The following is an 18,505-nucleotide window of genomic DNA, read 5'->3' on the forward strand; positions in this document are numbered from 1 at the left end:
TTATCGTTGAATCAAAATCTTAATAAAAAAGGAGGCCTTAGCCTCCTCTATAATTTAATCAAATTTTAATCTTTTTGTACAGAACCAAAAATTTTATCGCCAGCGTCCCCAAGACCCGGAACGATATAACCATTCTCGTTTAAACCGTTATCCACAGCTGCGGTAAAAATGACAACATCAGGATGTGCTTCTTCCACACGTTTAATACCTTCTGGTGCTGCAACCAAAACCATCACTCGGATATCTTTACAACCACTCGCTTTAAGGACATCAATAGCAGCAACCAATGATGATCCAGTCGCAAGCATTGGATCAATAATCATCGCTATACGGTTTTGTACGTCAGGTACCAATTTCTTATAGTATGTACGTGCTTCTAATGTTTCCTCATCACGCTCTAAACCAAGAACAGAAACTTTTGCACTTGGAATAAGATTTAAGAAACCATCAAGCATACCAATGCCAGCACGTAAAATTGGTACAACAGTAATTTTTTTACCTGCAATACGCTGTGTTGTCACCGGGCCATTCCAGCCATTAATTTCGTGATCTACAACAGGTAAATCTTTGGTTGCTTCGTAAGTCAGTAACATTGTGACTTCTTGCGCTAACTCACGGAAGTTCTTCGTGCTGATATCTGCACGGCGTAATAAACCTAATTTATGACGAATGAGCGGATGACGAATTTCTTGGATTGGCACGGGAGAACACCTGAAGTATAAATGTAAATTCTGTCTATTATAAATGTTTTTAATATAAGAAATAAGAAAAGCCCTCAATGAATGAGGGCTTTTTTTGTTAACAACAATAGTTTTTTTAGATTAATCGATCAACTATTGAAGAACGATATGTAATGGCGCGATCAATTGTGCTTGATTTGCCATCGCAATGACTGGATCTGGATATACACCGATTACAAGCACTGCAAGCGCAGCAAGCAATACCATAATACCACCCACTTTTTGACCCCAATGTTTATCAGCATCAATACGTGGTGTGTCTGGTGGCGTCATATACATGACGATCATGACACGTAGGTAATAGTATAGACCAATACCAGAACCCACAATGATCATCGCAGCGAAGAACCAATGTGCTTCAGACACAACTGTCATGATCAGCATGAATTTACCGATGAAGCCTGCAGTTAACGGAATACCTGCAAGAGATAGCATCATCACAGTCAGTGTTGCCGTCAATACTGGACGACGCCAGAATAGACCACGGTAGTCTGCAAGTGATTCTGCTTCGTCATTGTTGTTGTATGGGCTAGACATCAACGCTACAGCACCAAACGCACCAATCGTCGTTAATACATACGTTAATACATATAAACTTACTGACGTTAAGCTTAAGAAAGATGTCGTAACAACAGCAAGGAATAAGTAACCAAAATGCGCAATTGACGAGTATGCCAAAATACGTTTTAAGTTCACTTGTTTCACTGCAAGCATGTTACCAATCAAGATTGATAACACTGCAATGACGATCAAAATCGTTTTGATCGATTCGATACCAATTACACCTGAAGACAGTAAGTAACGTACGAATAAACCAATCATTGCAACTTTAGCTACAGTAGCAAGGAATGTTGCAATTGGTGCTGGAGCACCTGCATACACATCTGGCGTCCATTTATGGAATGGCGCTAAAGACAATTTAAATGCAACAGCTGCGATGATTAAACCAAGACCTAAGATTCCAAATACAGTGGTAAGTTTCTCACCAAATTGAGGAATATAAGCTTGCAGCGCCATCATCAATTGAGGATCTTGAGACTTAGTTAACGCCCAGAACATATCATCCACTTGACCCGCAAATGATAATGAACCTAGAACTGAGTAAACATAAGCCATACCCATCAACAACATTGCAGAAGCAGTTGCTGAAAGTACAAGATATTTAATACCCGCTTCGAGTGACTTACCGCGTTGGTAGGTATAAGCAATCAGACCGTAGACTGGAATCGACATTAACTCTAAGCTAATGAAGAATGATGCAAAGTGTGAACTTGTTACCATTAACATTGCCCCTGAAACAGAGATCAACATTAATAGATAAAGTTCTTCACGATTATCTTTATAAGTTTCGATATATGCATGTGACAGTGTGCAACAAGCCAATGCAGCAATCAAAATAATCACTTGATAGAACAGACCAAAAGCATCAACCATAAATAGGTTCATGACATTTGGTGAGATCTGAGAACCTGTAAATAACGTGAATAGAATATTCAACAATGCAAGGTTAAGACCGATAACAGATACTGTCGCAATCAAATTATGATTACGTTTGATTGCAGTCAAAATCATTACGATGATTGCTGTTAAAGCAACAATCATCACAGGAGCTAATGGCATTAGCTCAGAAAATGATAGTGTGAAGTTCATGACTTATTGCATCTCCACATTTTCGAGTTGAGTTGTGGCTTGTTCAACCACTTCAACTACTTCTTGTACTGGAATGTAGCTATTCGCAATCCAAGCCAAACTTGATTCTGAAATATCAAGGAAGCTTTGTGGATACAAACCAAGCCATAACAGACCGAACGCACAAATTAACAAAATACCAAGCTCACGCACATTAAGATCTTTTAATGGGTTCGCATAGTGTTGTTTTTGCTCTTCGTTTGGCACACCAAATAACGCTTTATGAATCAGGATTAAACCATATAGACCCGCAAATACTAAGCTGATCGCAGCAATAATCGTGAATGTAGGGAATTGAGCAAATGCACCCATCAAGATGAGGAACTCACCAATGAAGTTACCTAAGCCAGGGATACCTACAAGCGCAGCAATAAAGAACATCAAGAAGAATGGTAAATACTGGAATTGACCACGAATACCACCCATCAAGCGTAAATCACGTGTGTGAAGACGCTCATACACTTGACCACACATAATGAATAATGCTGCTGACGATAAACCGTGAGCCAACATCATGACCATCAGACCTTGGAAGGTCAGGATGTTACCTGCGTAGATTGCAAGTAAAACAAAGCCCATGTGTGAAATCGACGTATACGCCAACAAACGTTTCATATCGGTTTGCTGGAAAGCACACCAAGCACCGTAGAAGATACCGATTAAACCGAAAATGATTGCTACATCAGCAAACTGCGCTGAAGCAACTGGGAAGAATGGAATGACGAAACGAAGTAAACCGTAAGCCGCTGTCTTAATTAAGATACCCGCAAGGTCTACAGAACCTGCTGTAGGTGCTTGTGCGTGCGCGTCTGGTAACCAACCATGCAATGGGAAAACAGGAAGTTTGACTGCAAAACCAATAAACAAACAAATCATAAATGCAAAGGCAATTGATGACGTTTGTGGGTTAGCATCCAATGTATTCGCAACAGCGAGTAAATGGTTATAACTGAAGCTGATTGTATCTGTCATCATGAAACCGTAGATCACAAGACCTAAGATACCAATCAACATGATCAGACCAGCCACCTGCGTGTAAATAAAGAATTTAGTCGCAGCGTAAACACGAGATTTACCAGAAGCACCTTTGTGGCCCCAGAGTGCAATCAAGAAGTAGATTGGAACGAGCATCATCTCCCAGAAGAAGAAGAACAAGAACAAATCAACAGCCAAGAATACACCGATCACGCCACCTAAAGACCATAAAAGGTTTAAGTGGAAGAAACCAACGTTCTTCTGAATTTCACCCCAAGAGCAGCCAACCGCCAATACACCTAGTAAAGCAGTTAAACCGACCATTAGAAGTGAAAGACCATCCACCGCTAAGTGGATGTTAATGCCAAGGGTTTGAATCCAAGGTACATAGAACTCTGCAGACCAAGTCGGTACAGTTTCACCAATTTGGTAGCTGTAGGTACCTGATTGCCATAAAGCAACGGTCATGCCCAAAGTAATGAGCATACCCACAAGTGCGATATAACGTGGTAGGTGTTGATCTAATTTATCAACGACCCAACAAATAAAACCAGCAATGAACGGAATGAGGATCAGCGCGGGTAAATACCAGTTATTGATGTTTTCCATCTTATTTCCCCACGATCTGAGTCACGATCAGAATCATGATAATCACCACGATACCGAACGCCATGCTCGATGCGTACTCACGCAAAGAACCTGTTTGACGTGAACTAGTGAAGCTATGACCCCCTTTAACAATCGCTGGCAATACAAGCCATACGCCATCAATCGGGTCACGACCAATCATTTTTGCAATAAATAAGTAAGGTTTTACAAACACGAGGTCATATAACGCATCGAAACCAAGCGCATTACGACAGATATTTGCAAGTCCAGCACCCAATGAAGTGCGAGCAAAACCTTGAACTGCTTTATAAGCAAAAGCAAATAAGACAACACCAACCGCTAAACCAGCAAGTGCGATTGCAATAGCGACATATTCTGCACCATGCGCACCAGCTTCTAGCGCTTCAGGAATAACAAATGCAGGGATTTGTGCTGCATCAAGAATACTCATGACTGGCGCTTTAAGTACGATTGCCAAACCTGTAGAAAGGACAGCAAGAATCGCTAAAGGAGCCCAGTAAGTTGCACCTTTGATTTCGTGATATGGCGTTTTCTCTTCGCCAAAGAACACAATCCAAATTAAACGGAAAGTATAGATTGATGTTAAGAATGCACCAGCAACACCGACCCAATACAATGTATTGAATACAGGTAAGCCTGCGATATGGCTTTGTGTCCACACAGCCGCCAAGATTGCATCTTTTGAGAAGAAACCAATCGTTAAGAATGGAATCGCTGCTAAGGCACCGCCACCGATCGCGAAACAAGCAAATAAGAATTTATTACGCTTGAACAAACCACCCATTTTGAAAATGTTTTGTTCGTGATGGTATGCAAGAATCACCGCACCTGATGACAAGAACAACAACGCTTTGAAGAATGCGTGTGTCAACATGTGGAATAGACCAGCTTGGTATGCTTCAGCACCTACAGCCATAAACATATAACCCAACTGACTCATGGTTGAGTAAGCAAGAATACGTTTGATGTCTGTTTGAACCAGTGCAGCAAAACCTGCAACTAATAATGTCACCGCTCCTGTGATTGAGATAAACACCATGACTTCTGGTGCCATTTCAAATACAGAGAACATACGGCAGCATAGGTAAACACCTGCTGTTACCATTGTTGCAGCATGGATTAATGCAGATACTGGTGTAGGACCCGCCATCGCGTCTGCTAACCATGTTTGTAATGGGATTTGCGCAGATTTACCTGCAGCACCCAAGAACAACATTAATGCAGTCCAAATGGTTAACGATGAGCTTTGTGTCATTACCACAGGCGCAGCAGCAACGATTTCAGCAATATTCAATGTTCCAAATTGTTGGAAAATTAAGAACAATGCGATGAGTAAAAAAACGTCACCTATACGTGTCACGGTGAATGCTTTAATTGCAGCAGCACCATTTGCTGGATTTTGGTAGTAATAACCAATCAGCAAGTATGAGCACAGACCAACACCTTCCCAACCTAAGAATAACAACGCAAGATTGTCACCCAACACAAGCAATAACATGCTTGCAACGAATAGGTTGAAATAAGAGAAGAAACGTGCAAAGTCTTCTTCACCACGCATATACCATGATGCAAAGATATGAATTAAGAAACCCACACCCGTAATCATGCCAAGCATAAGTAAAGATAAACCATCTAAGTGCAAGCTAATGCCTGGTTCAAAACCACCCACACTGAACCAAGTCCAAAGGTGAGTCACTTGAGATGTTTCACCGCTGTTGATGAAATTCATACCAGCCAATAATGCACATAGTGCAGAAAGGCCAACTGAACCCACACCAATAATGGCAGCTACAATTTCAGGAAGCTTATTACGCCCTGCCGCTAAAAGGATAAAACCAATGAGCGGAAATAATATGGTTAATGCTAATAAACTCATCCGCGCATCTCACTAGCAGCATCTACATCCAAATGATGGAAGCGATGATAGAACTGAAGGACGATCGCAAGCCCAATACACGCTTCTGCCGCAGCAAGCGTTAAGATCAAGATAAACATGATCTGACCATCTGGTTGCACCCATGCACTACCAGCGAGGACGAATGCAAGCGCTGCTGCATTCATCATGATCTCAAGGCTCATTAACATAAATAGAAGGTTGCGTCGCACCATTACACCGTAGAAACCGAGTGCAAAAAGAATGGTTGCAACAATCAAACCATGCTCTAAAGGGATATTACCCATTATTCTTTTTCCTCTTCTGCACTTGGTTCACGTTTGCCTAAGTGGAATGCAGCGACTAACGCAGCAAGCAATAACATTGCGGCAACTTCAACCAATAATAAATATTGTGTAAAGAGTGCTTGACCAACTTCTTTAGGGCCTACAACTTCTGTACCCATTAAAGGACCAGAAATGCTGTGCTCTGAAGTCATTGTCCAAACTAAAACCAGACCCATTAAAAAGCTCATCAATGCAGGGTAAGCCCAAGCATCAGATGTTAACCATTTACGTTCTTGTTCAACAGTTTGAGAACCAAGGTTCAACATCATCACAACGAAGACGAAAAGAACCATAATTGCACCAGCGTAAACAATAATCTCAAGTGCACCTGCAAATGGTGCACCCACGATCATGAACATACCAGCAACTGCAAGTAACGAAACGATTAAGCTTAAAAGTGCGTGTACTGGATTCGCATTAGTCACAACACGAACCGTAGAAACGATGGCCACAAGTGCCATCAAATAAAATGGCCACATCATGGTAATAAGCTCCGTACATCGACAGGTGCGCTTTCACGCTGAGCCTGACCTTTGTCTTTACCAGCTACAGCCATACCAGTTACACGGTAGAAGTTATAGTCTGGATATTTACCAGGACCAGAAATGAGCAAGTTTTCTTTCTCATAAACTAAGTCTTGACGAACGTATTCACTGAGTTCGAAATCAGGTGTCATCTGAATAGCAGTTGTAGGACATGCTTCTTCACACATACCGCAGAAAATACAACGAGAGAAGTTGATCCGGAAAAATTCCGGATACCAACGACCATCTTCTTTCTCAGCTTTCTGTAATGAAATACAGCCAACAGGGCAAGCTACAGCACACAAGTTACAAGCTACACAGCGCTCTTCACCATCTGGGTCACGTGTCAATACGATACGGCCACGGAATCGTGGTGGAACGATTTCTTCTGCTTTAACTTCAGGGTATAAAATAGTGTCACGTTTACGTGTTGCGTGGCTGAATACCATCCACAACGAACGTACAATTGACCCAAACCCAGCTAGAATTTTATACATAATGTTCTCCCTGCTGTCCTAGGCCTGATTCATCAGAATCACAGCACCAGTCACCAACAAGTTGACCAACGCTAAAGGCAAACAAATCTTCCAACCAAAGTTCATCACTTGGTCATAACGTGGACGCATTAATGAACCACGTGCCAAGACAAACATCATCACAAAGAATGCTGTTTTAATCATGAACCAGAATGCTGGAGGTAGGAAATCTAGACCAAATGGTGCTAACCAACCACCGAAGAATAAGGTTACGATCAAAGCTGAGATCAGGACAACGTTGACGTATTCCGCAACGAAGAACATCCCCCACTTCATACCACCATATTCGACATGGTAACCTTCCGCCAATTCTTGTTCCGCTTCTGGTTGGTCAAATGGATGACGATGCGTTACCGCAACACCTGCGACCACGAAGATTAAGAAACCTAAGAACTGTGGAATAACAAACCATACATCTTTTTGAGCTTCTACGATTTCACGCATGTTGAATGAGCCTGCAATCGCAACCACACCCATCAAAGAAATACCTAAGAAGACTTCATAAGAAATCGTTTGCGCTGCTGAACGAAGACCACCGAGTAATGCATATTTGTTATTTGATGACCAACCACCAAATAAAACTGCATACACTGCAATACCCGCCATTGCCATAAAGAACAATAGACCGATACTCATGTCTGCAACACCTAAATAAGGTGATACAGGGATAACCATGAACGATAGCACCGCAGTTGCCATCGCAACTGCTGGAGCTAAACGGAAAGTCAATTTATCTGCAAACTTTGGTGTCCAGTCTTCTTTGAACATGATTTTCAGCATGTCGGCAACAATCTGGAACATCCCCCCAGGACCTACACGGTTTGGACCGTAACGGTCTTGCCACAAGCCAAGTAAACGACGCTCAATGAAAGACATCAACGCAGCAATCAAAACTACAACGAGCAAGATCACAATCGCTTGAACTACAGAGTAGGCAATTGGCCAGTTCTCAGCCCAAAGCGGCGTTTGACGGATTAATTCTTGTTCCATGAATTATGCTCCTACCGCGACTGATACAGGCTCAGCTAACGATACCGTTGGCGCGAGACCAATTGGGTAACCAATATAACCTGTAGGTAAATATTCAATGACTTGAACAGGAAGAACGATCGAAGCCTCACCTGCTTTCACAGTAATGTTTTGGCCGTCTTTCACATTCAAGCGCGCTGCATCTTGCTCACCCACTGCAAATACCGCTTCTGGAATACGAGACTCCATTGCAGGTGTTTTCACTGTGAATTCACCAGAACCAAAAATATGATGCATTGGAACAAGGCGGAAACTCTCAGCATTTACAAGAACTGGTGCTGGTGCAACGTATGTGCGTGCTGGTAATTTCGCAAGGCGATCAAATAAACGAATACCTGAATCACCACCTTTTAAAGAACCGCCCACTGATTCTTGGAACTTATTCCAAGCTTGTGGCGAGTTCCAACCTGCTGACCATGCAAATGGAACTAACGCTGACGGCGTTTGGTTCCCGACATAACCTTCCATAGAGAATGTTAATGCAGAGTCTTGATCAGTTGGTTGTTTAGGCTCATGGACAGATAACGGCGCACGAAGTGAAGTACGACCAGAGTAACGACGTGGTTCACGTGCCACTTTAAGACCATGGACACGGAATCCTGCATCTGGTGCTACATCTTGAATCGCTTCAAGCGCAGGTACATTCTTGGCAACTGATTCGATGACATCATCAAGCACAGTCCAAGAAATTGCTTTGCCTTTCACGCCAGTTTCAATGGCATGTAACCAACGCCAAGATTCTTTGATCGCAAGTTCTGGTTTGTAGTAACTTGGGTCATATACTTGATAGAAACGTTGTGCACGGCCTTCTTGAGATACCACAGTACCGTCACCTTCAGCAAAGCTCGCTGCAGAAAGAACGATATTCGCTCTTTTCACCGTTTCAGTTTCTGAATGGTCAAGCACGATCACGTCTTTACCAGACAAAGCAGCATCTACTTGCACTGCAGGTAAACGACGATAAAGGTCGTTTTCTACAATCACGACAGTGTCATAGTCTTGTGCAAATGCTTGCTCAAGGCTGTTACCGCCAAAGATTGCTAAGCCCATTGAGTTCACTTCAGGAACAGTCAAAGTTAGACCCGCATTACCCAGATTCTGTGCAACTTGTGCAGCAGCTTCCATAATTGCAGCTTCTTGCAAGCTTGTACCAGAGATAATCAATGGTTTTTTTGCAGCTTTTAAAGTGTCAGCAATGGTTTGAGCAAATGCTTTTGCATCTTCTTCTAAACCGGTAATACTTTCACCTTTCACCGCCGCAGCAACAGCAAAACCTAAACGTGCGATATCATTTGGAGAAGCAACGACTTCACCAGTAGCTACGTCAGATAAACGTGTTTGAGTCGCAGCCAAGATATAAATTGGTGATTTTTCGTCTTGAGCAATACGTTGTACTGGCTCAGCCAACCATTCTTGTGTACGGCGTTCAGCAGCCATTTCTTTGGCTTTGTTCTTCGCAGCTTGACGTACTGACAATGCCATACGTGGTGCAGTTTGTGTTAAATCTTCACCGAGAATTAAGACAGCATCGTAGCTTTCAATTTCACGCATACCTGGGTTATATACACCCTCAGTTTGCATAATGGATGCAGCAAGTTCAACCAAGTTTTGCTCTTTTTGAGACATACCTGTTGAATAGTTTGCTTGTCCAACCAATTCACGAAGCGCAAAGTTAGACTCAAGAGATGCACGTGGAGAACCAATACCCAATACTTTTTTGCCTTGGATTTTCTCAATCACGGTGTCTAACGCTGTATCAACTGAAACAGTCTCTACATTGCTACCTGAACGGAATTGCGGTTGACGTGGACGGTCTTCACGGTTCACATAACCCGTACCGAAACGGCCTTTATCGCACAGGAAGTATTGGTTGACTTCACCGTTAAAACGGTTTTCTACACGGCGTAATTCACCATAACGCTCACCCGGAGAGATGTTACAACCTGAAGAACAGCCTTGGCAGACGCTTGGCGCATACTGCATGTCCCATTTACGGTTATAACGTGCAGAGTGTGTTTTGTCTGTGAATACTCCCGTCGGACATACTTCAGTTAAGTTACCCGAGAACTCAGACTCTAAAGTACCTGATTCTGGACGACCAAAATAAACACGTGAAGCGTTTGCATACACACCGAAGTCTGTGCCACCTGCGTAGTCTTTATAGTAACGAACACAACGGTAACATGCGATACAACGGTTCATCTCGTGCGCAATAAACGAACCAAGTTCTTGGTTGTAATGCGTACGTTTCGTGAAACGGTAACGACGACGGTCATGTTGTGTCATCACCGTCATATCTTGAAGGTGACAATGACCACCTTCCTCACATACTGGACAGTCATGTGGGTGGTTCGTCATCAAGAATTCAACAATAGACGCACGGAAATCTTTTGCTTCTTTGTCTTCAATCGAGATGTAGGTATTGTCAGCTGCAGGTGTCATACATGACATAACTAAACGACCGCGAGTATCTTCTGGATTCGCGTATTGAGTTACAGCACATTGACGGCAAGAACCGACAGAACCTAAGGATGGATGCCAACAAAAGTACGGGATATCAATACCCAAAGACAAGCATGCTTGTAGCAAGTTCTCTGAGCCATTGACTTCATACGATTTGCCATCGACATGAATTGTAGCCATAGTCGAATTCCTTAAGCTTGTTCTACGTTGCTAACTTGAGCAGCGGCATTCACCACTTTTGCTTCAAATTCGCCACGGAAATATTTGAGTGCACCCATGAGTGGTTCCATAGCACCAGGAGCGTGAGCACAGAAAGTCTTACCAATCCAAAGCTTACGTGTAAGCTCTTGCAAATGATCGATGTCTTCTTTCTTGCCTGTACCATCTTCAAGTGCTTTAAGCGCTTTCACCGCCCAAGGTAAACCATCACGACATGGTGTACAGAAACCACATGATTCACGCGCAAAGAATTCTTCTAAGTTACGTGTTGCTGAAACCATACATTGAGTTTCATCAACCACCATGAGCAAACACGTACCTAAACGCGAACCTGCTTTCATGATGCTTTCCGCATCCATTGGAAGATCGATGTGTTCAGCTGCCAAAAAGTCAGTTGATGCACCACCTGGTAACCATGCTTTAAGCTTTAAGCCATCACGCATACCACCCGCATGTTCTTCAATCACTTCACGTGCAGTTGTACCAAATGGAAGCTCCCAAAGACCAGGGAATTTCACTTTACCTGATGCACCATAAATTTTTGTGCCAGGATCTTTCGACTTACCTGCAGATAAATTGATATACCACTCAGGACCACGCAGCATAATTGCTGGTAAGTTATTGTAAGTCTCTACGTTGTTTACAATCGTAGGACGACCCCAAGCACCTGCAACTTGCGGGAATGGTGGTTTTGTACGTGGATTTGCACGGCGACCTTCAAGCGAGTTAATCAATGCAGTTTCTTCACCACAGATATAACGACCCGCACCAGTGTGAACATGTAGTTCAAAGTTCCAGCCAGAACCAAGGATGTTTTCACCCAAGTAACCTTTGGCACGAATTTGCTCTAAAGCTTGGTTCAAATACTTCGCAGCTTCGATGTATTCACCACGGATAAAAATATAACCATGGGTTGCTTCAAGTGTATAACCTGCAATTAACATCCCTTCGATCAATTGATGAGGAAGTTTTTCCATCAACAAACGGTCTTTGAATGTACCTGGTTCCATCTCATCGGCATTACAAATCAAGTAACGAGGACCTGAATTGTCATTTGGCGCCATGAGCGACCATTTAATCCCTGCAGGGAAACCAGCACCACCACGACCTTTCACAGTCGCTGCTTTAATGATTTCCAATACATCTTTAGGCGGCATTGTGAGTGCTTTCTTGAAACCCTCATACCCGTCAAGAGATTCATAGTCTTCTACACTATGAACAAATTCTTGCTTGCTCAAACGCCATGTTAATGGGTGAGTTTCTGGGTTACCGTCGCCATAAATCGGTTTTGGTTCAGTATTCATACATACTTCTCCAATAACTGTTTCACTGAAGAAACTTCTACTAGGCCGTGAGTATCTTCATTAATCATCAAGGTTGGACCCTTATCACAGTTTCCTAAACAGCAAATCGGGAGCAAAGTAAAACGACCATCAGCAGTCGTTTGACCAAATGAAATCCCGAGTTCGCGTTGGAATGCTTCTGCTAAAGTTTCTGCACCCATCAAGAAGCAAGCAATAGAATCACAAAGCAAAATTACGTTGCGACCTACTGGCTGGCGGTAAATACGGTTATAGAATGTTGCCACACCTTCCAAATCAGCAAGGCTCATTGACAACATCTGCGCAATCGCATTCATTTGCGCATCATCCACCCAACCATTACGACGTTGAACACATTTAAGTGCATCTAAACATGCCGCACGTGGGTATGGGTAATGACCAATGTGATGCTCGATTTCGTGGATTTCTTCCGCAGTTAAAATCCCTTCGACATTCACACGTGGCTTTTTATCAGTCAAAATCATCATAATGCGTACCCCTTAGCGATCCACGTCAGCCATTACGACATCAATCGTCGCTAAATAAATGATTAAGTCAGATACAAGACTGCCGTTAATTACAGAAGGAATTTGCTGTAAGTGCGTGAAGGTTGGTGTACGAATACGGGTACGGTAACTCATCGTTGACTTGTCTGAAGTCAAGTAGTAGTTCGATGCACCTTTTACCACTTCCGCCATAACAGATGCTTCACCTGCTGGCATGACAGGACCCCATGACACGCTTAAGAAGTGCGTAATCAAAGTTTCAATGTCTTGTAGTGTCTTATCTTTCGGTGGTGGAACAGCCAATGGGTGATCCGCTTTATAAGGACCAGATGGCATGTTATCCAAGCACTGCTTGATGATTTTTAAAGATTGTTCGATTTCACGGTAGTGAACGATCACACGTGCATATGCATCGCCTTCGTATTCTACAGGCACTTCGAAGTCGTAATTTTCATAACCGCTATATGGACGATATTTACGTACGTCAAAATCAATACCTGTTGCACGTAAACCTGTACCTGTTACACCCCACGCCAATGCAGATTTTGCATCGTATTGCGCAACATTACGGGTACGACCTTCAAATACCGAGTTTTTAAGTGCTGCAGAATGATATTCCTTCAAACGTTTAGGCATCCAATCCAAAATTTCACGGATCAAATGTTGCCAGTTGTTTGGAAGATCGTGTGCAGTACCACCGATACGGAACCATGCTGGGTGCATACGGTAACCCGTGATTGCTTCAATCGCGTCATAGATCTTTTGACGATCGGCGAACATATAGAATACTGGGGTCATACCGCCGGCATCCTGAATCGCTGTACCGATATAAAGCAAGTGGTTATTAATACGGAATAGTTCCGACATCATGACACGAATACATTGCGCACGTTCTGGCACAGTGATCCCTGCCAGCTGCTCCACACCCATCACATAAGGCATGTTTTGCGCACAACCACCTAAGTAGTCAACACGGTCAGTATACGGAATGAATGAATGCCAAGTTTGACGTTCAGCCATCTTTTCCACACCACGGTGGTGATAACCGATATCAGGCACACAGTCTTTCACTTCTTCGCCATCTAACTGCAAGATCACACGGAATGCACCATGCGCAGATGGATGGTTAGGACCCAAGTTCAAGAACATGAAGTCTTCATCAGCATTACCGCGTTTTAGACCCCAATCTTCAGGTACAAAACGTAAATGCTCTTGTTCGAAATCTTGTTTCGCTTGGTTCTGACGATAAGGTGTGTATTCAGTCGCACGTGCAGAATATTCTTTACGCAACGGATGACCTTCCCAATACGTTGGCAATAAAATACGACGGAGCATTGGATGCCCTTCGAAGTTAATGCCGAACATATCGTAAGCTTCACGTTCGTACCAGTTGGCATTTGGCCAAATGTTGGTTGCTGTTGGAATATTGAGATCAGACTCATTCAACGCAACTTTAATACGAATATCCGTATTACGCTCTAGTGACAACAAGTGATAGAACACAGTGAAGTCAGACGCAGGTAACCCATCGCGGTGAGTACGTAAACGCTCATCTACCGCTGACAAGTCAAACAACATCACGTAAGGACGTGACACTGTACGCAAGAACATTAATACGTCTTGTACACGTGAGCGCTCAACCCAGACTGTTGGAAAGTCTTCAAAAGTCGTTTGCACGTAGAAATTCTCACCAAACTTGGTTTTGAGCTCTTCTACAATTGCAAATGCTGGGCGTGAATCAACTGGAGTTGATTCTGGCATAGCAATGTCAGTTTCAGCCATTGGCTTGGCTTCCTATTTAATACAAATTCATTCAACCAAAACGACAATTACACCCAAGCGGGTGCATCAATATTATTTGCCGTTAAGATTATTTAATTTCATCCATAGAGCGTAAGTGTTTTACTGCAATACGTTCAGCATTCTTACGGTCACGTTCAGGCTGCATCTTTGGCTTATAAACTGGCTTAAGATCATCACCGATCACCGCAGAAAGCGGACGACGCTCTAATTGAATTTGGTCTTGCAATAACATCAACGCTTGGATTAATGCTTCAGGACGCGGTGGGCAACCTGGAATATACACATCCACTGGAATGATTTTATCGACACCTTGTACAACCGAGTAAATGTCATACATACCGCCAGAGTTTGCGCATGCACCCATTGAGATCACCCATTTAGGTTCTAACATTTGCTCATAAAGGCGTTGAATTACAGGTGCCATCTTGACGAAGCATGTACCCGCAACAATCATCAAGTCCGCTTGACGTGGTGAAGCACGAATTACTTCGGCACCAAAACGTGACAAGTCATGCACGCCTGTTAAAGTCGTTGCATACTCTACGTAGCAGCAAGATGTACCAAAGTTGAACGGCCAAACTGAGTTTTTACGACCCCAGTTTACTGCTGTATGCGCCAAATCCTCTAAACGAGTCATGAACACATTCTTATTCACTTCTTCTTGTAGAAGCGGATCTTCTACAACGATACGCTCTTGAAGTGGATACTGATCAGCATCCGGATTCGCACGGGTTAATGTATATTTCATCCCGTATTACTCCTTATCAGATGATGTAGTCGTTGGCGAAGCTTTTACACGACCAGATGATTGCGCTGGAATTTGACCTGTAGGGTCAACCACCAACTCCTCAATTGAGTTGAAGCGAGTAATTTCTGCGAGATCCATATTTGGCGAACCAATTTTAGGTTTAATCCCTGCTGCTTTACGCTTATCAGATGGCGCCCAATTTAATGCACCAGTAGACAACTCATAAATCAAGCCAACGAGTAAAACTAAAATAAATACAGCTGCTGCTGCAAAACCGATCCAACCCACTTCACGAACTGACGCAGCCCATGCATAGAGATAGAGCGCTTCTAAGTCAAACACAACGAAGAAGATTGCAACCAAATAGAATTTTGCAGATAGACGAATTCGTGCTCCACCAGCACTAACTACGCCTGACTCGAACTGCTCTTGCTTAGCACGTCCCCACGATTTACCCCCTAGGAGTAGCGGGACAGTGAGCATAAAGACGCATAAAAATGTAACGCCGATCACGAAGGCAATTATTGCCCAATCGTATGGAGTAATGGCACTCATGCGGGGATAACTCCTGGCAGGCCTATTTATTAACAAAGAATGTATGTATTGGCCTTCAAATACACCAAACACAAAATTAATCCCGCCAATTGTACCTGATTTATGATTTCTGTTGCTAGCCAATCCCTCTAAGTCTTTAGGATGAATTTTGCCCTTTTTCCAGATTTCATGGTGATTAAAGTCAATAAAACCTTATTTAATCGTAGAAAGTTATTAAGGTGATACAACTGATTATTTTTTCCGAATAATCATTCAAAAAATTCAAGAGGCGTCAATCCAGACACTATCACTTTTTTAGTTTTACCATTCGTGTTAGGTCAGCTTTTTTTGCACCAATATGGCTCAATTATTTTTGATTTATTCTATTTTAAAAGTTTTAAATTTTAATTGCTTACAATGTTTTAATTAACTTTATACAAATCGTGCTGATTTTCGTTATATGCTCAATTAAATAATAAGGAGAAGATCTATGAGTCTAGAATTCACACACAAACCTAACTATTTTTTATTTGCTCAGTTGATCGTCCATCATTTAGACAGCTATATCAAAAAACATCCTGATGCAACGAATGCTATTTTTGATTTACGCGATATTTATCAAATTTTCCGCCAAGACCTCGCCTCTACAACCACTAATCTTGATGCTATTCTCAACATCGCAGATGAATATACAGTTGAGACCATTCACGGCGATCAAAAACTGATTAGCAATTATCATATTGATGCAACCAATAACAGTTTACTGATCGATTTCAATGCCGATGCCTTAAATGCACTTAAACAAGGAAAACGCATCATTGAACCGAATGCCAATAATTACCAATAAAAAGCAATATAAAATATAAAAAAAGCGCTTAATCGCGCTTTTTTTAATTCTTGCTATATTCTGATGTTTGACTGGTTTGAACAATCTTCTTCTTTTTAAATCTTTTAGCTGGCCATTGCATAGTAAATCGTGCACCGCCCATTTTAGGACTTTGATCCACTTGAATCGTACCGCCAAACCAATAAGCGATTCGACTTACAATAGACAAGCCTAAACCATATCCGCCTGAGGCACGTGTACGACTATCATCCAAGCGAGCAAAAGCTTCAAAGACTCGCTTACGATCCTCTTCTGGAATCCCCGGACCATCATCTTCAACTGAAATATACGCCATTCCCTGAGCATCAATTCCACCAGTGATCAGCACTGTATCATCGCAGTATCGGATCGCATTTCCGACTAAGTTTTGTACTACACGATGCAAATAACGGCGTTCCGCATCCACCACCAAAGCTTGTGATGGCAAGTGTAATTGAATATTTTTATTGGTTTTTAATGCTTTAGTTTCAATAGCGACTTGCTCAAGCACTTCGTATAGTCGAATTTCCTCAAAATCAATAGAGGGCATGCCTTGCTCAAGTTTAGCATAGGTCATAATTTCATCAATGAGCGTGTTTAAAGCCTCAATGTCTTTATCAATCATTTCTACTTGTTGCTGACGATACTCATAATCCTCTTCATCAACCAACATTTCCATACCAAAGCGAATACGTGCGACTGGCGTTCGCAGCTCATGTGATACAGCTCTCATTAACTCTCGCTGAGCTTCGATCAAACGCTGTATATGATCTGACATACTGTTATAGCTGGCTGCCAAATGTGCTAACTCATCATATCCTTCGACAGGAACGCGAACGGACATATCCCCTTTTTGCATAACATTTAAGGCTGAGTTAACTTGCTTCAACTTGCGTTGCATTGGGACAATCAGACCATACACACCAAGCGACAAAATAAACATACTCAGCAAAGTAATCCCTGCCGCCAATTGGAATGGCATCCAATTGAACATTGGCACTGGTCCCATCACCAAGACATCACCAGACGAATTCGTCATTGGAGAAATGACAGAAATCGTAGTACCACGAATGCTAGCGCTATCCTGATACAGGATAACCCCTTGATCCGCACGTAAACGACCAATTTGCTCGGAATCTAAATTGAGATCAGACAGATTTTGAATGCTTAAATCATAAGAAAAGTGTTGCTTAATTTTTGCAAGATATTCCCTTTCCTGCCCTGGATAATAAACCAAGTATTCCCATACAAAGATTGGCAAGGCCTTCATTTGACGCTCACCGATATTATCCACTTTCACATAAAGTAAATGCTCAGGGTCATCTATTAAACCAATAATGACATAAGCAATACTTTCTTTGGCGTCATACCGCACCACTGCTTTGCGCTTTTCTAAACGGTATTTTTCGGTGCGTGAAAGTTCGACTTTATCAGATTCTAGATAATAGATTGGAAGTTCGAGCAAATCAGATGCATCTGATATCCAATCCATTCTTTGTTGCATGGTTTGTTGTCTTGAAACACCCTCACTGATGACGTACGAAATCCCATCAGTCAATGACTCACGGTATTCCTGCGCGCGTTGATAGTTGATGATTTGCACAAGCAAATAACCAAATATGGCAACCAGCACCACCAAAATGACGAGACCTGCGTAGATGCGCAGGAATATACTGTGTTTAGACACTAAGGTATGACCTTC

The 18,505-nt window shown here is 42.4% G+C and carries 16 protein-coding genes; 1 reads left to right on the forward strand and 15 read right to left on the reverse strand.

All coding sequences use genetic code 11. The features are described from left to right. Positions 1-65: 65 nt before the first annotated feature. The 14 genes from upp to ndhC form a co-directional block, all read right to left on the reverse strand. The gene (upp, locus tag AC1M85_RS11440; RefSeq protein ID WP_035267277.1) at positions 66-701 is read right to left on the reverse strand and encodes a uracil phosphoribosyltransferase; all 636 of its coding nucleotides are present in this window, start codon (positions 699-701) and stop codon (positions 66-68) included. A 132-nt stretch (positions 702-833) separates the two neighbouring features. Then, positions 834-2,390 carry an NADH-quinone oxidoreductase subunit NuoN gene (nuoN, locus tag AC1M85_RS11445; RefSeq protein ID WP_035267275.1) on the reverse strand — a complete coding sequence of 519 codons (1,557 nt, stop codon included), beginning with the start codon at positions 2,388-2,390 and terminating at the stop codon, positions 834-836. Between the two features lie 3 nt (positions 2,391-2,393). Continuing rightward, positions 2,394-4,013 carry an NADH-quinone oxidoreductase subunit M gene (gene nuoM / locus AC1M85_RS11450; protein ID WP_488213100.1) on the reverse strand — a complete coding sequence of 540 codons (1,620 nt, stop codon included), beginning with the start codon at positions 4,011-4,013 and terminating at the stop codon, positions 2,394-2,396. Position 4,014: 1 nt separating this feature from the next. Continuing rightward, positions 4,015-5,910: an NADH-quinone oxidoreductase subunit L gene (gene nuoL, locus AC1M85_RS11455; protein ID WP_092766949.1), complete on the reverse strand. Its 1,896-nt coding sequence runs from the start codon at positions 5,908-5,910 to the stop codon at positions 4,015-4,017. Beyond that, positions 5,907-6,215 carry an NADH-quinone oxidoreductase subunit NuoK gene (gene nuoK, locus AC1M85_RS11460; RefSeq protein WP_004695395.1) on the reverse strand — a complete coding sequence of 103 codons (309 nt, stop codon included), beginning with the start codon at positions 6,213-6,215 and terminating at the stop codon, positions 5,907-5,909. Before nuoK ends, nuoL begins: the two co-directional genes overlap by 4 nt. Continuing rightward, positions 6,215-6,733, reverse strand: coding sequence for an NADH-quinone oxidoreductase subunit J (gene nuoJ / locus AC1M85_RS11465; protein WP_171076777.1), 519 nt, complete (start codon positions 6,731-6,733; stop codon positions 6,215-6,217). Before nuoJ ends, nuoK begins: the two co-directional genes overlap by 1 nt. After that, a complete protein-coding gene (nuoI, locus tag AC1M85_RS11470) occupies positions 6,733-7,275 on the reverse strand; it encodes an NADH-quinone oxidoreductase subunit NuoI (RefSeq protein ID WP_035267267.1) in 543 nt (180 codons plus the stop codon). The genes nuoJ and nuoI overlap by 1 nt, the downstream gene beginning before the upstream one ends. Before the next feature lie 18 nt (positions 7,276-7,293). Then, positions 7,294-8,304: an NADH-quinone oxidoreductase subunit NuoH gene (gene nuoH / locus AC1M85_RS11475; protein ID WP_035267266.1), complete on the reverse strand. Its 1,011-nt coding sequence runs from the start codon at positions 8,302-8,304 to the stop codon at positions 7,294-7,296. Between the two features lie 3 nt (positions 8,305-8,307). After that, the gene (nuoG, locus tag AC1M85_RS11480; RefSeq protein WP_035267264.1) at positions 8,308-10,986 is read right to left on the reverse strand and encodes an NADH-quinone oxidoreductase subunit NuoG; all 2,679 of its coding nucleotides are present in this window, start codon (positions 10,984-10,986) and stop codon (positions 8,308-8,310) included. An 11-nt stretch (positions 10,987-10,997) separates the two neighbouring features. Then, positions 10,998-12,329: an NADH-quinone oxidoreductase subunit NuoF gene (gene nuoF / locus AC1M85_RS11485; RefSeq protein WP_481589066.1), complete on the reverse strand. Its 1,332-nt coding sequence runs from the start codon at positions 12,327-12,329 to the stop codon at positions 10,998-11,000. After that, on the reverse strand, positions 12,326-12,835 hold the full coding sequence (nuoE, locus tag AC1M85_RS11490; protein WP_035267260.1) for an NADH-quinone oxidoreductase subunit NuoE: 510 nt from the start codon (positions 12,833-12,835) through the stop codon (positions 12,326-12,328). The genes nuoF and nuoE overlap by 4 nt, the downstream gene beginning before the upstream one ends. Positions 12,836-12,847: 12 nt before the next feature. Continuing rightward, positions 12,848-14,635 carry an NADH-quinone oxidoreductase subunit C/D gene (gene nuoC, locus AC1M85_RS11495; RefSeq protein WP_488213101.1) on the reverse strand — a complete coding sequence of 596 codons (1,788 nt, stop codon included), beginning with the start codon at positions 14,633-14,635 and terminating at the stop codon, positions 12,848-12,850. Between the two features lie 88 nt (positions 14,636-14,723). Continuing rightward, complete coding sequence (locus AC1M85_RS11500) at positions 14,724-15,404, reverse strand: NuoB/complex I 20 kDa subunit family protein (RefSeq protein WP_035267257.1); 681 nt, start codon at positions 15,402-15,404, stop codon at positions 14,724-14,726. 6 nt (positions 15,405-15,410) lie between these two features. Continuing rightward, positions 15,411-15,959, reverse strand: a complete 549-nt coding sequence (gene ndhC / locus AC1M85_RS11505) for an NADH-quinone oxidoreductase subunit A (RefSeq protein WP_035267255.1) — start codon at positions 15,957-15,959, stop codon at positions 15,411-15,413. Positions 15,960-16,428: 469 nt separating this feature from the next. Between ndhC and AC1M85_RS11510 the strand changes: the two genes are divergently transcribed. After that, complete coding sequence (locus AC1M85_RS11510) at positions 16,429-16,785, forward strand: hypothetical protein (RefSeq protein ID WP_092766947.1); 357 nt, start codon at positions 16,429-16,431, stop codon at positions 16,783-16,785. Between the two features lie 43 nt (positions 16,786-16,828). Here AC1M85_RS11510 and bfmS read toward each other — a convergent pair whose 3' ends face one another. After that, positions 16,829-18,490, reverse strand: a complete 1,662-nt coding sequence (gene bfmS / locus AC1M85_RS11515; RefSeq protein WP_488213102.1) for a sensor histidine kinase BfmS — start codon at positions 18,488-18,490, stop codon at positions 16,829-16,831. Positions 18,491-18,505: the final 15 nt, after the last annotated feature.

Source organism: Acinetobacter sp. 24-47-64 (genome assembly GCF_057737055.1).

Coding starts and splice junctions, on each gene's coding strand:
- nuoN (WP_035267275.1), bottom strand. CDS start 2,390: ATGAACTTCACACTATCATTTTCTGAGCTAATGCCATTAGCTCCTGTG.
- nuoM (WP_488213100.1), bottom strand. CDS start 4,013: ATGGAAAACATCAATAACTGGTATTTACCCGCGCTGATCCTCATTCCG.
- nuoL (WP_092766949.1), bottom strand. CDS start 5,910: ATGAGTTTATTAGCATTAACCATATTATTTCCGCTCATTGGTTTTATC.
- nuoK (WP_004695395.1), bottom strand. CDS start 6,215: ATGGGTAATATCCCTTTAGAGCATGGTTTGATTGTTGCAACCATTCTT.
- nuoJ (WP_171076777.1), bottom strand. CDS start 6,733: ATGTGGCCATTTTATTTGATGGCACTTGTGGCCATCGTTTCTACGGTT.
- nuoI (WP_035267267.1), bottom strand. CDS start 7,275: ATGTATAAAATTCTAGCTGGGTTTGGGTCAATTGTACGTTCGTTGTGG.
- nuoH (WP_035267266.1), bottom strand. CDS start 8,304: ATGGAACAAGAATTAATCCGTCAAACGCCGCTTTGGGCTGAGAACTGG.
- nuoG (WP_035267264.1), bottom strand. CDS start 10,986: ATGGCTACAATTCATGTCGATGGCAAATCGTATGAAGTCAATGGCTCA.
- nuoF (WP_481589066.1), bottom strand. CDS start 12,329: ATGAATACTGAACCAAAACCGATTTATGGCGACGGTAACCCAGAAACT.
- nuoE (WP_035267260.1), bottom strand. CDS start 12,835: ATGATGATTTTGACTGATAAAAAGCCACGTGTGAATGTCGAAGGGATT.
- nuoC (WP_488213101.1), bottom strand. CDS start 14,635: ATGGCTGAAACTGACATTGCTATGCCAGAATCAACTCCAGTTGATTCA.
- AC1M85_RS11500 (WP_035267257.1), bottom strand. CDS start 15,404: ATGAAATATACATTAACCCGTGCGAATCCGGATGCTGATCAGTATCCA.
- ndhC (WP_035267255.1), bottom strand. CDS start 15,959: ATGAGTGCCATTACTCCATACGATTGGGCAATAATTGCCTTCGTGATC.
- AC1M85_RS11510 (WP_092766947.1), top strand. CDS start 16,429: ATGAGTCTAGAATTCACACACAAACCTAACTATTTTTTATTTGCTCAG.